10 protein-coding genes are annotated in these 12893 nt (G+C 73.8%); 9 read left to right on the top strand and 1 reads right to left on the bottom strand.

Going from position 1 to position 12893, the window contains the following annotated elements:
* The 8 genes from ACWEN6_RS32030 (at position 1) to ACWEN6_RS31995 (ending at position 11568) form a co-directional block, all read left to right on the top strand.
* Positions 1-1053 (top strand): quaternary amine ABC transporter ATP-binding protein, encoded by a 1053-nt coding sequence (locus ACWEN6_RS32030; protein WP_452575456.1) that lies wholly within the window; start codon positions 1-3, stop codon positions 1051-1053.
* A 22-nt stretch (positions 1054-1075) separates the two neighbouring features.
* Positions 1076-3112, top strand: coding sequence for an ABC transporter permease subunit (locus ACWEN6_RS32025; protein ID WP_452575454.1), 2037 nt, complete (start codon positions 1076-1078; stop codon positions 3110-3112).
* Positions 3109-4104, top strand: coding sequence for an ABC transporter substrate-binding protein (locus ACWEN6_RS32020; protein ID WP_452575452.1), 996 nt, complete (start codon positions 3109-3111; stop codon positions 4102-4104). Before ACWEN6_RS32025 ends, ACWEN6_RS32020 begins: the two co-directional genes overlap by 4 nt.
* A gap of 86 nt (positions 4105-4190) precedes the next feature.
* On the top strand, positions 4191-6626 hold the full coding sequence (locus ACWEN6_RS32015) for a GcvT family protein (protein WP_452575450.1): 2436 nt from the start codon (positions 4191-4193) through the stop codon (positions 6624-6626).
* 17 nt (positions 6627-6643) lie between these two features.
* A complete protein-coding gene (locus ACWEN6_RS32010; protein WP_452575448.1) occupies positions 6644-7876 on the top strand; it encodes a sarcosine oxidase subunit beta family protein in 1233 nt (410 codons plus the stop codon).
* A gap of 17 nt (positions 7877-7893) precedes the next feature.
* Positions 7894-8220: a sarcosine oxidase subunit delta gene (locus tag ACWEN6_RS32005; RefSeq protein WP_452575446.1), complete on the top strand. Its 327-nt coding sequence runs from the start codon at positions 7894-7896 to the stop codon at positions 8218-8220.
* A complete protein-coding gene (locus tag ACWEN6_RS32000; RefSeq protein WP_452575444.1) occupies positions 8217-11060 on the top strand; it encodes a 2Fe-2S iron-sulfur cluster-binding protein in 2844 nt (947 codons plus the stop codon). The genes ACWEN6_RS32005 and ACWEN6_RS32000 overlap by 4 nt, the downstream gene beginning before the upstream one ends.
* Entirely contained in the window at positions 11050-11568 is a 519-nt protein-coding gene (locus tag ACWEN6_RS31995) for a sarcosine oxidase subunit gamma (RefSeq protein WP_452575443.1), read from the top strand. The genes ACWEN6_RS32000 and ACWEN6_RS31995 overlap by 11 nt, the downstream gene beginning before the upstream one ends.
* 187 nt (positions 11569-11755) lie before the next feature.
* On the opposite strand, the gene ACWEN6_RS31990 is transcribed toward ACWEN6_RS31995, so the two are convergent.
* Positions 11756-12385 (bottom strand): hypothetical protein, encoded by a 630-nt coding sequence (locus ACWEN6_RS31990; protein ID WP_452575441.1) that lies wholly within the window; start codon positions 12383-12385, stop codon positions 11756-11758.
* 179 nt (positions 12386-12564) lie between these two features.
* On the opposite strand from ACWEN6_RS31990, the gene ACWEN6_RS31985 reads away from it, so the two are divergent.
* Complete coding sequence (locus ACWEN6_RS31985) at positions 12565-12807, top strand: hypothetical protein (protein ID WP_354844447.1); 243 nt, start codon at positions 12565-12567, stop codon at positions 12805-12807.
* Positions 12808-12893: the final 86 nt, after the last annotated feature.

Raw genomic sequence — 12893 nt, 5'->3', positions numbered from 1 at the left:
ATGACCGCGACGTCGCAGGCCGAGCCCTCCCCGCCCCCGGAGGCGGTGACCCTCGACGTGCGCGGCCTGTGGAAGGTCTTCGGCGCGCGGGCCGGCCGGGTGGCGGGCACGCCGCTCGCCGAGCTGTCGCGGGCCGAGCTCAAGGAGCGCACCGGCTGCGTCGCCGCGGTGCGCGACGTCTCCTTCTCCGTGCGGCGCGGCGAGGTCTTCGTCGTCATGGGCCTGTCCGGCTCGGGCAAGTCGACGCTGGTGCGCTGCCTGACCCGGCTGGTCGAGCCGACCGCCGGCGAGGTGCTGCTGGACGGGCGGGACATCCGCAAGGCCGGCGACCGGGAGCTGCGCGAGCTGCGCCGCCACCGGTTCGCCATGGTGTTCCAGCACTTCGGCCTGCTGCCGCACCGGCGGGTGCTGGACAACATCGCCTACGGCCTGGAAATCCAGGGCCAGGGCAGGCAGGGGCGCTACGCGCGCGCGACGCGGATGCTTGAGCTGGTCGGGCTGGCCGGGTACGGCGAGTCCTACCCCGACCAGCTCTCCGGCGGCATGCAACAGCGCGTGGGCCTGGCCCGCGCCCTGGCGGTGGACCCCGAGGTGCTGTTCTTCGACGAGCCGTTCTCGGCCCTCGACCCGCTGATCCGCCGCGACATGCAGAACGAGGTCGTCCGCCTGCACCGCGAGGTCGGCAAGACGATGATCTTCATCACCCACGACCTGAGCGAGGCGCTCAAGCTCGGCGACCGCATCCTGGTCATGCGCGACGGCGAGATCGTCCAGGTAGGCACCCCGGACGAGGTGGTCGGGGCGCCCGCCGACGACTACGTCCGCGCGTTCGTGCGGGACGTATCCCGCGCCGACGTGCTCACCCTGCGCTGGATCATGCGCCCGCCCGAGGACGGCGACGCGCTGGACGGCCCCGAGCTCGGGCCGGACGTCGTCATCAAGGACGCCGTGCGCACCGTCCTGCGCGCCGACCGGCCCGTGCGGGTCGTCCAGGACGGGGCGCTGCTCGGCCTGGTCGGCGGCGCCGAGATGCTGGAGGTGATCGCCGGATGAGCGCCGGCGAGGTGACCGCGCGATGACCGCGACCACGGCGCCCCGCCGCCGGCCGGCGTGGTCCCGGCCGTACCTGCTGCTCGGCATCCTGGCCGTCTGGGTGGCGCTGTGGGCCGCCTTCCGCGGGCAGGGCACCCTCCCGCTGGACGGCGCCGAGCTCACCCCGCTGCACGTGCGCATCGGCCGGATCGCCGAGGCCGTCGACAACGGCCGTAATGAGAGCCCGCTGTTCCTCTACTTCGTCAACTACGTGCGGCTGTTCATCGACGACCTGGTCACCTTCGTCCAGGCGCTGCTCAGCCGGCCCTCCTTCGGCCGCCCGGTGCCGGTGGTCGGCTGGCTCGGCGTCACCGGCATCGCCGGGGCGCTCACCCTGCTCTACGGCAACCTCCGGGTGGCGGCGCTGACCGTCGCCGGGTTCGTCTCCTTCGGGCTGCTCGGCCTGTGGGAGGAGAGCATGGACACGCTGGCGCTGACGCTGGCCGCCGTCCTGCTGTCGCTGGCCGCGGGCATCCCCCTCGGCGTGTGCGCCGGGCTGAGCGACCGGTTCGACCGCCTGGTGACGCCGGTCCTGGACTTCATGCAGACCATGCCGACCTTCGTGTACCTGGCGCCGTTGACGCTGTTCTTCCTGATCGGGCCGGCCAGCGCCACCGTGGCCACGATGATCTACGCGATCCCGCCGGCGATCAGGATCACCTCGCACGCGATCAGGCAGGTGCCCCGCGAGAGCGTCGAGTCCGGTATCTCGCTCGGCTCGACGCCCTGGCAGCTGCTGGCCAAGGTGCGGCTGCCGCTGGCCAAGCGCACCATCATCGTCGGGGTCAACCAGACCGTCATGGCCGCGCTGTCCATGGTCACGATCGCCGCGCTCATCGACGCGCCGGGCCTGGGCAAGACCGTGCTCAAGGCGCTGGAGACGCTGGACGTCGGCACGTCGTTCAACGCCGGCCTGGCCATCGTGGTCATGGCCATCGTGCTGGACCGCGGCGTCTCGGCGGCCGGGCGCCGCGTCGAGGCGGCCCGCCGGGCCGGGCGCGCCGGGCTCGTCGGGCGGCCGCTGTGGCGCAGGCTCCAGGTGGCGGCCGTCCTCGCCGTCACCGCCGTGCTGGTCTACCTCTCGCACGTCTACGTGTGGGCGGCGGAGTTCCCCGGCGAGGCCGACCTCGGCTCCTACGTCCGCCGGGGCGCCGACGCCGCCGGCCGGTGGGCGCAGGCCGACCTGTACGCCTCCACCAACGGGCTGAAGAACCTGATCACCTACAGCCTGCTGAACCCGTTCGAGGCGGTGCTCACCGGGTCGCCGTGGTGGCTGGTGCTGCTGGTGGTCACCGCGGTCGCGCTGGTGGTCGCCACCCCGCGCGTCGCGCTCGTGTGCGCCGCCTGCCTGGCCCTGCTGGTGGCGCTCGGCCTGTGGCAGGACGCGATGGTGACGCTGGCCTCCACACTGGTCGCCACCGTGCTGGTGATGGCGCTGGGCGTCGTGGTGGGCGTGTGGATCGGCCGGGACGACCGTGCCGACCGGGTGATGCGCCCGCTGCTGGACGCCGGCCAGACCATGCCCGCGTTCGTGTACCTGGTGCCGATCCTCGGGCTGTTCGGCGCGACCCGGTTCACGGCGATCATCGCCGCGGTGGTGTACGCCGCGCCCGTGGCGATCAAGCTGGTCGCCGACGGCGTCCGGGGCGTGCCCGCCGGGGCGGTGGAGGCCGCGACGGCCGCCGGGTCGAGCACATGGCAGATCATCTCCAAGGTGCAGGTGCCGATGGCGCGCGGCGCGGTCGCCCTGGCCGCGAGCCAGGGCCTGTGCTACGTCCTGGCCATGGTCGTGGTCGGCGGCCTGGTCGGCGCGGGCGCGCTCGGCTACGACGTCGTGTCGGGGTTCTCGCAGCTCCAGTTGCGCGGCAAGGGCCTGGCCGCGGGCCTGGCCATCGTCGTGCTCGGCACCATGCTCGCCGCGATCACCAAGGGGTCGCGGCGTCGGGGAGTTCACCAACCGCCCGTCACGGGTGCACGGCGGCCGCTCCGCGCGGCCCTGCGATCAGGAGGACCCTGGTGAGTGTTTCGTTCTACGGATCCGGGCGGCCGAGGGCGGTCCTGCTGCTGGCGGTCGTGGGTTTGCTCGCCTCCGCGTGCGGCGGGGCGAAGGTCGGCGAGGCCCCGGCGGCCTCGGGGAACGCCGCCGCCCCGGCGAAGAAGGCGTGCGGCGCCGTCAACCTCGCGATCAACCCCTGGGTCGGGTACGAGGCCAACGCGGCCGTGATCGCCTACGTGGCCGAGAAGGAGCTAGGCTGCAAGGTCACCAAGAAGGACCTCAAGGAGGAGGTCGCCTGGCAGGGTTTCGCGACCGGCGAGGTCGACGCGATCGTGGAGAACTGGGGCCACGACGACCTGAAGAAGAAATACATCGAGGACCAGAAGGTCGCCGTCGAGGCCGGCCCGACCGGCAACAAGGGCGTCATCGGCTGGTACGTGCCGCCGTGGATGGCCCAGAAGTACCCCGGCATCACCGACTACAAGAACCTGGACAAGTACGCCGACCTGTTCACGACCTCCGAGTCCGGCGGCAAGGGTCAGCTGCTCGACGGCGACCCCTCGTTCGTGACCAACGACGCCGCGCTGGTGAAGAACCTGCGCCTGAACTACAAGGTCGTCTACGCGGGCAGCGAGGCGGCCCTCATCACCGGGTTCCGGCAGGCCGAGGCGCAGCAGAAGCCGATGCTCGGCTACTTCTACGAGCCGCAGTGGTTCCTGTCGGAGGTCAAGCTCGTCAAGGTGAACCTGCCGCCCTACACCGACGGCTGCGACGCCGACGCCGCCAAGGTGGCCTGCGACTACCCGCCGTACGAGCTCGACAAGATCGTGAGCAAGAAGTTCGCCGACTCGGGCGGCCCGGCCTACGAGCTGGTGAAGAACTTCACCTGGACCAACGACGACCAGAACCTCGTGGCCAAGTACATCTCCGAGGACAAGATGTCCGCCGAGGACGCCGCGAAGAAGTGGGTCGCCGACAACCCCGCCAAGGTGAAGGCCTGGCTGCCGACCGGCTGACCCGCTCTTGACACCCCCCGGGCCGCCGGTCACGCTTGTTGCGGAATGCGCATCCGATCTCGGCATGCGCAACAGAGGAGCGGCGTATGGCAGGCCCGCGGGTCGTGGTCATCGGAGCCGGTGTGGTGGGCGCGGCCCTGGCCGACGAGCTGTCCACGCGCGGCTGGGACGACATCACCGTGGTCGACCAGGGAGCGCTCCCGGCCGCCGGCGGGTCCAGCTCCCACGCGCCCGGCCTGGTGTTCCAGACCAACCCGTCCAAGACCATGATGGAAATGGCCCGCTACACCGTCGAGAAGCTGCTGGCGCTCGGCTGCTTCCTCCAGGTCGGGGGGCTGGAGGTGGCCACCACCCCCGCACGCCTCGCGGATCTGCGCAGGCGGCACGGCTGGGCCGCCTCCTGGGGCCTCGAAGCCCGCCTGCTCACCCCCGAGGAGTGCCTGCGGCGCCACTCGCTGCTCGACCCCGGCCGGGTGCTCGGCGGCCTGTACGTCCCGACCGACGGCATCGCCAAGGCCGTCCCCGCCGTCGAGGGGCAGCTCGCCCGCGCCCGCGAGCGCGGCGTGCGCGTCCTGGACCGGCACGAGGTGCTCGCCGTGCGCGCCGAGGACGGCCGGGTGAGCGCCGTGCTCACCGACCGGGGCGAGATCCCCGCCGACGTCGTCGTGTGCTGCGCGGGCATCTGGGGCCCCAAGGTGGCCGCCATGGCCGGCATGACGCTGCCGCTCACCCCGCTCGCCCACCAGCTCGCCTGGACCGGCCCGGTCCCCGCCCTCGCGAGCGAGGTGGCCCGGCCGTCCAGGGAGGCGACCCGCCCGATCCTGCGCCACCAGGACGCCGACCTTTACTACCGCGAGCGGCACGACCGGCTGGCCGTCGGCTACTACGGCCACCGCCCGATGCCCGTGCGTCCCGAGGACATCCCGGCCGTCGCCGCCGCCGGGGTGATGCCCTCGGTGACCCCCTTCACCCCCGCCGACTTCGCCCCGGCGTGGGAGGAGACCCGCGCGCTGCTCCCCGCGACCCGCGAGGCCGAGATCGAGCGGGGCATCAACGGGCTGTTCTCCTTCACCACCGACAACATGCCGCTGCTCGGCGAGTCGGCCGAGGTCAAGGGCTTCTGGGTGGCCGAGGCCGTGTGGGTCACCCACTCGGCGGGCGTGGCCCGCGCCATGGCCGAATGGCTGGTCGACGGGCACTGCTCGTCGTTCGACCTGCACGAGTGCGACGTCAACCGGTTCGAGCCGCACCAACTGGCCCCCGAGTACGTCCTCACCCGCGACTGCCAGAACTTCGTCGAGGTCTACGACATCATCCACCCCCTCCAGCCGCCGGAGAACCTGCGCCCGCTGCGGGTCAGCCCCTTCCACGCGCGGCAGCGCGAGCTGGGCGCGGTCCCGCTGGAGGCCGCGGGATGGGAGCGCCCGCAGTGGTACGCCGCCAACGCCGCCCTGGCGGAGGTCGGCGACATCCCGCGGCCCGGCGACTGGGCGGCCCGCTACTGGTCCCCGATCGTCGGTGCCGAGGCCCTGGCGTCCCGGCGGGGCGTCGCGATGTACGACATGACCGCCCTCAAACGGCTGGAGGTCACCGGCCGCGGCGCCGCGGCGTTCCTCACCCGCCTGTCCACCGGAGAGGTCGACAAGGCGGTGGGCACCGTCACCTACTGCCTGCTGCTGGACCACGACGGCGGCATCCGCAGCGACATCACCGTCGCCCGGCTCGGCCGCGAGCTGTTCCAGGTCGGCGCCAACGGCAACCTCGACCTCGACTGGCTCCACCGCCACCTGCCCGCCGACGGCTCGGTCACCGTCAGGGACATCACCCCCGGCACGTGCTGCGTCGGCGTCTGGGGACCGCTCGCCCGCGACGTCGTCGCGCCGCTCACCACCGCCGACTTCTCCGCCGAGGGCTTCGGCTACTTCCGCGCCAAGCGCGCCCACATCGGCGCCGTGCCGGTCACCGCGCTGCGCCTGTCCTACATCGGCGAGCTGGGCTGGGAGCTCTACACTACGGCCGACATGGGCCAGAAGCTGTGGGACACGCTGTGGGAGGCCGGGCAGGCGCACGGCGTCGTCGCCGGCGGACGCGGAGCCTTCACCAGCCTGCGCCTGGAGAAGGGCTACCGCTCCTTCGGCACCGACATGACCTACGAGCACGACCCGTACGAGGCCGGGCTCGGCTTCGCCGTCAAGACCCGCAAGCCCGGCTTCATCGGCAAGAGCGCGCTCGCCGAGCGGGAGGCGTCGGTGCGGCGCCGCCTCACCTGCCTGACCTCCGACGACCCCGCCGACGTGGTGATGGGCAAGGAGCCGGTGTACGACGGCGACTCCTGCGTGGGATACGTCACCAGCGCCGCCTACGGGTACACCGTCGGCAAGGCCGTCGCCTACGCGTGGCTGCCGGCCGAGCTGGCCATCCCCGGCCGGCAGGTGCACATCGGCTACTTCGGCAGGCGCGTCCCGGCCGTCGTCGCGCGGGAGCCGCTGTTCGACCCCGCGATGAAACGGCTGCGCGCGTGACCCCGCACGGGAGGACCATGACCGACCCCACCGGCCTGGCCGGTCCCGGAGACGGCGCCGCCCTCTGGCGCGGCCCCGACGAGCCCGCCCGGTCCTACGACGTCGTCATCGTCGGCGGCGGCGGGCACGGCATCGCCACCGCCTACTACCTGGCCAGAAACCACGGCATCACCAACGTGGCCGTCCTTGAGCGGGGCTGGCTGGCCGGCGGCAACATGGCGCGCAACACCACGATCATCCGCTCCAACTACCTGTGGGACCAGAGCGCCGGCATCTACGAGCACGCGCTCAAGCTGTGGGAGGGGCTGGAGGAGGAGCTCGGCTACCGGCTGATGTTCAGTCAGCGCGGCGTGCTCAACCTCGCCCACAGCGCCCAGGACGTGCGCGACGGCGTGCGCCGCGTCAACGCCAACCGGCTGAACGGCGTGGACGCCGAATGGCTCGGCCCCGAGCGGGTCAAGGAGATCTGCCCCATCGTCGAGGTCCGGCCCGACGCCCGCTACCCGGTGCTCGGCGCCACCTACCAGCCCCGGGGCGGCATCGCCAAGCACGACCACGTCGCCTGGGGCTACGCCCGCGCCGCCTCCGCGATGGGCGTCCACTTCATCGAGCACTGCGAGGTCACCGGCATCGAGGTCGCCGGCGGACGCGTCCAGGCCGTCCGGACCACGCGCGGGCGGGTCGCGGCGGGCCGGGTGGCGCTCAGCGCGGCCGGCCACTCCTCGGTCGTCGCGGGCCTGGCCGGGGTGCGGCTGCCGGTGCAGAGTCACACCCTGCAGGCGCTGGTCTCCGAACTGCTCGAACCGGTGCACCCGACGGTCGTCATGTCCAACGCCGTCCACGTCTACGTCAGCCAGGCCCACAAGGGCGAGCTGGTCATGGGCGCCGGCATCGACGCGCCCAACTCCTACCGCAGGCGCGGCGCCTTCCACATCATCGAACGGCAGATGGCCGCCGCGCTCGAACTGTTCCCGATCTTCGCCAGGGCGCACGTCCTGCGCACCTGGGGCGGCGTGGTCGACGTCAGCCCCGACGCCTCGCCGATCGTCGGGCTCACCCCGGTCGGCGGCCTGTACGTCAACTGCGGCTGGGGCACCGGCGGCTTCAAGGCGACGCCCGGCGTCGGCTGGTGCTACGCGCACACCATCGCCCGCGACGAGCCGCACCCGCTCAACGCGCCCTTCGACCTCGCACGATTCACCACAGGCGCGCTCGTGGACGAGCACGGCGCCGCCGCCGTGGCCCACTGAAGGAGCGCCCTTTCCCGATGCTGCTGATCCCCTGCCCGTGGTGCGGGCCGCGCGACGAGGCCGAGTTCCGGTACGGCGGACAGGCCGGCGTCGCCTACCCCGGCGACCCCGCCGCGCTCACCGACGAGGAGTGGGCGCGCTACCTGTTCTTCCGCGACAACCCCGAGGGCCCGTTCAGGGAGCGCTGGCACCACGCCGCCGGCTGCCGCCGCTGGTTCGGCCTCACCAGGGACACCGCGACCGACGAGATCCTGCCCGGCGGCGATCCCACCCCCGGTGGCGACCTCACCCCCGGTGCCGATGCCGCTTCCGCCGACGCCTCCGTTCCGGGAGCCGGGCGATGACCGGGCGGCGCAGGGACGGGCACGCGGGGGAAGCGCTGCGGTTCACCTTCGACGGCCGGTCCTACGAGGGACTCCGGGGCGACACGCTGGCCTCGGCGCTGCTCGCCGCCGGAGTGCGCCGGGTGGCCACCAGCGTCACCCTCGGCCGTCCGCGCGGGGTGTTCGGCTCCTGGACCGAGGAGCCCAGCGCGGTCGTCCAGATCGACCGGCCCTACTCCGAGCCCATGGCGCAGGCCACCACGGTCCCGCTGCTCGACGGCATGGCCGCCTCCGGCCTGGCCGGACGTGGACGGCTGTCCGCCGAACCGGACACCGCCCGCTACGACGCCACCCACGCCCACTGCGACGTCCTGGTGGTGGGCGCCGGACCCGCCGGGCTCGCCGCGGCGCGGGCCGCCGCGGCCACCGGCGCCCGCGTCATCCTCGCCGACGACCGCCCCGAGCCCGGGGGCACCCTCGCCGACACCGGCGGCGCCGTCGAGGGCCGCCCCGGCGCCGCGTGGGCGCGGGCCGTCGCCGGGGAACTGCGCGCCCTGCCGGACGTGCGCGTGCTGTCCCGCACCAGCGTCCTCGGCTACTACGACCACACCTACCTGGTCGCCGTCGAGCGCCGCGGCGAGGAGGCGGTCACGCGGGAACGGGTCTGGCGCATCCGGGCCCGCAGAGTCGTGCTGGCCACCGGCGCGCACGAACGGTCGGTCGCCTTCCACGGCAACGATCTGCCCGGCGTCATGCTCGCCTCGGCCGCCCGCGCGTACGCCAACCGGCACGGCGTTCTGCCCGGCCGCCGCGCGGTGGTCTTCACCTGCGGTGACAGCGGCCACGACGCGGCCCGCGACCTCGCGGCGGCCGGCGTGGAGATCGCCGAGATCGCCGACGCGCGGGAGGGCGGGCTGGTCACGGGAGTGCTCGGCGCGGACGGCCCCGGCGGCGACGGCGGCGTGCGCGCCGTGCGGGTCGGCGCCCGCGAGGTCGAGGCCGACCTGCTGCTGGTCTCCGGCGGCTGGAACCCCGTGGTCCACCTGTTCGGCCAGGCCGGTGGCGCCATTGCCTACGACGACCATCTGGCGGCCTTCCGCCCCGCGGAGCCGTTCGCCGCCGGCGGCGCCGTGCGGGTGGCCGGGGCGGCGCGCGGGCTGTTCACCCTCGCCGGATGCCTGGCCGACGGCGAGGCCGCAGGTTCCGGCGCCGAACCGCCGCCGCTCCCCGTCCCCGCCGGGCCGCCCCCGGAGCACGTGTGGATCGTGCCGCCCCTCTCCCTGGCGACCATCGTCCCCCCGGAGCCGTCCGACGAGCGGGGGCCGTCCGGTGAGCGGGGGCCGTCCGGTGTGCGGGGGCCGGACGGTGCTGGCGGGCGGGAACCGGCCGATCCCACGGGCGCGGGGGATTACACGCGCCATTTCGTCGACCTGCAACGCGACGTGACCGTGGCCGACATCGCGCTGGCCACCACCGGGGCCGGGCTGCGCTCCGTCGAGCACGTCAAGCGGTACACCACGGCCGGGACCGCCCACGACCAGGGCAAGACCTCCGGCACGCTCACCACCGCGGTCCTCGCCCACACGCTCGGCGCGGGGCTGGCCGAACTCGGCACCACCACCTTCCGCGCCCCCTACGTCCCGGTGTCCTTCGCCGCCCTCGCCGGGCGCGACCGCGGCGCCCTGCACGACCCCGTGCGGGTCACCGCGCTCCACGACTGGCACGTCGAGCACGGCGCGCGGTTCGAGGACGTCGGCCAGTGGAAACGGCCCTGGTACTACCCGCGGCCGGGGGAGGACATGGCGGCCGCCGTGCCGCGCGAGTGCCGCGCCGTGCGCGAGGCGGCGGGCGCGCTCGACGCCTCCACCCTCGGCAAGATCGACGTGCAGGGACCGGACGCGGCCGAGTTCCTCGACCGGCTCTACACCAACCTCATGAGCAGCCTGAAGGTCGGCGCGATCCGGTACGGCGTCATGTGCCGCGCCGACGGCATGGTGTTCGACGACGGCACCGTCATCCGCCTGGCGCCCGACCGATTCCTGGTCACCACGACCACCGGCAACGCCGCCACCGTCCTGGACTGGATGGAGGAATGGCTGCAGACCGAGTGGCCGGGCCTGCGGGTGCGCTGCACGTCGGTCACCGAGCAGTGGGCCACGGTCGCCCTGGCCGGTCCCGGCTCGCGCGCCGTCCTGGCCGGGCTCGCCCCCGGGCTGGCGGTGGACGCGCGAAGCTTCCCGTTCATGACCTGGCGCGACGCCGAGGTGGCCGGCGTGGAGGCCAGGGTGTGCCGCATCAGCTTCTCCGGCGAGCTCGCCTACGAGATCAACGTCGCCTGGTGGCACGGGCTCGCGCTCTGGAAGGCCGTCATGGGCACCGGCGCCGTCACGCCGTACGGCACCGAGACCATGCACGTGCTGCGCGCCGAGAAGGGATACCCCATCATCGGCCAGGACACCGACGGCACCGTCACCCCCGCCGACCTCGGCATGAGCTGGATCATCTCCAGGAGCAAGGCCGACTTCGTGGGCAGACGGTCCTTCACCCGGCCCGACACCGCCCGTGCCGGCCGCCGCCATCTGGTGGCCCTGCTCCCCGACGACCCGGCCGAACTGCTCCCCGAGGGGGCCCAGGTCATCGCCGCCGACCGGCTTCCCGAACCGCCGGTGCCCATGCTCGGCCACGTCACCTCGGCCTACCGCAGCGCCGCCCTGGGACGCGCCTTCGCGCTCGCGCTCGTGGCCGGCGGCAGGGACAGGATCGGCGAGCGCCTGCACGCCTACACCGGCGCCGGCCTGGTCGCGGTGACGGTCGCCCACCCCGTCCTCTACGACCCCGAGGGGACCCGCCGTGACGGTTGACCGGACCAGCCCGCTCGCCGGATTCGACGGCATCTTCGACGGCGTCACGGGCCCGCGGCTCCAGATACGGGAGATCCCCTTCCTGCGGCAGACGAACCTCCGCGTGGACCCCGCGCGGGCGCCGTCCTCGCTGGGGATGAGGCTGCCGCTGGAGCCGGGCACCTGGCTGCGCTCGGGGGAGGCCGACGTGGTCTGGCTCGGGCCGGACGAGTGGCTGGTGATCGGCGAGGCACCCCTGTCGCGCTCGGAGGAGGTCGCGGTGACCGACGTCTCGGCGCAGCGCACCACGATCGTGGTGGCCGGTCCGGGCGCCCGCGACCTGCTGGCCCACGGGTGCGCCCTGGACCTGCACCCGTCGGTGTTCGGCCCCGGCCGCTGCGCGCAGACCACGCTCGCCCGCGCCCAGGTCCTGCTGATCGCCGGGGAGGAGGAGTTCCGCGTCCTCGTCCGTGCCTCCTACGCCCGCTACCTGGCCGCCTGGCTCGTCGACGCGGCCGTGGACTACTGATCTCCGCCGCCGCTCGTCCGCAGCTCCGCCGTTCCGCCTCCGGTCATGGACGGCCGACGACGGCGGGACGGGGGGACGGGGGGACGACGCGGCGGCGGGACGGGGGGACGGGGGGACGACGCGGCGGCGGGACGGGGGGACGGGGGGACGACGCGGCGGCGGGAGTGGCGGCGCGGCGGCGGGGACGTCAGGACATGGTGGCGCGGTCGCGGCCCTCGGCGAAGAAGCCGGTGATCGCCGCGACCACCCCGCCCAGCTCGCTCAGCGGGCGCGCCGCGCCGAAGGGCGCGTTCCAGAACTCGCCGCTGTGCGGCTCCCAGGGGCCGACGTACGCGTACGGCACCGCGAGGTAGGCGTCGCCGGGTGAGACGCCGTAGTTCACCTTGTCCACGGTGATCGCCAGATCGAAGTGCTCGGGCCAGAGCACGGGCGTCGCCCCGGGGGACAGAGCGCGCAGCGCCTGGTCACCCAGCGTGAGAGCGTGGGCGAGCTCCGCCGCCGCGACGGGGTCGACGCGCAGCACCTCGTCGGGGGAGACCCCCGAGCCGTCGGAGTAGAGGCTCTCCGGCGCGCCCGCGTCCGTTCCCGTCGCCGTGCCCAGCGCCCGCGCCGACGTGCCGGAGATCGGCAGGCGAAGCTCGCCCGCCACCAGGTCGGCGCCCTCGACGCGCAGGTCGGGCTCGGTGACCGTGGCGAAGCCGCCGGGCGTGGCCCGCAGGCGTATGGTGCCGCTGCGCCGGTGCTGCGGCCCGGCCAGCAGCAGCTCGGCGACGCCGTGCAGGGACCTTCGTGTCGTGGCCGACTCGTTCGCGTTCATACCTTCAAGCTTGAGGGGTGTGGCCGATGTAGGCCAACGCCGACCCGATTACATTGTGTGATTGAGCGAACACGAGTCGTTGACTAGCCTTGACGCATGCCCTCCCCCACCGTCACGGCCCGCGGTTTCGCGCCGGCCCCGTCCGCTCCTCGCCCTCCGTCCTCGGCGGGTGCCCGGCGATGGCGGTGACGATCAACGAGCTGAAAGACCGCTACAGCAAGCACTGGCTCGTATCCGACGCCGTGGGCGGCGGCTGGTACGCCGTCCGCCGGCACGGCGTCTCGCGCGGCCTGCTCTCGCGCGGCCTGTCCAACGTCCGCTGCGCCGCCACGCTCGACGAGCTCGCGGCCTATCTCGCCGCGGAGGTCCAGCTCGAAGAGCGCCTGCTCCGCGGCGACGAGACGGCCGTCGTGGCCGGGTGAGAGCCGGCCCGGACGGCCCGCGCGCCCGGGGCGTCGGAAGCTGAACGGCCAGTGTGCCGTGCCGGGTGTTCGCCGTCTGGGTCGAT

It is taken from the genome of Sphaerisporangium sp. NPDC004334 (assembly GCF_053602655.1).
Note: the sequence above shows the minus strand (reverse complement) of the source record. Positions and strands in the feature narration are given on the sequence as shown.

Excerpts from the sequence above, each read along its gene's own strand:
- ACWEN6_RS32030 (WP_452575456.1), top strand. The coding sequence starts at position 1 with ATGACCGCGACGTCGCAGGCCGAGCCCTCCCCGCCCCCGGAGGCGGTG.
- ACWEN6_RS32025 (WP_452575454.1), top strand. The coding sequence starts at position 1,076 with ATGACCGCGACCACGGCGCCCCGCCGCCGGCCGGCGTGGTCCCGGCCG.
- ACWEN6_RS32015 (WP_452575450.1), top strand. The coding sequence starts at position 4,191 with ATGGCAGGCCCGCGGGTCGTGGTCATCGGAGCCGGTGTGGTGGGCGCG.
- ACWEN6_RS32010 (WP_452575448.1), top strand. The coding sequence starts at position 6,644 with ATGACCGACCCCACCGGCCTGGCCGGTCCCGGAGACGGCGCCGCCCTC.
- ACWEN6_RS32005 (WP_452575446.1), top strand. The coding sequence starts at position 7,894 with ATGCTGCTGATCCCCTGCCCGTGGTGCGGGCCGCGCGACGAGGCCGAG.
- ACWEN6_RS32000 (WP_452575444.1), top strand. The coding sequence starts at position 8,217 with ATGACCGGGCGGCGCAGGGACGGGCACGCGGGGGAAGCGCTGCGGTTC.
- ACWEN6_RS31990 (WP_452575441.1), bottom strand. The coding sequence starts at position 12,385 with ATGAACGCGAACGAGTCGGCCACGACACGAAGGTCCCTGCACGGCGTC.
- ACWEN6_RS31985 (WP_354844447.1), top strand. The coding sequence starts at position 12,565 with ATGGCGGTGACGATCAACGAGCTGAAAGACCGCTACAGCAAGCACTGG.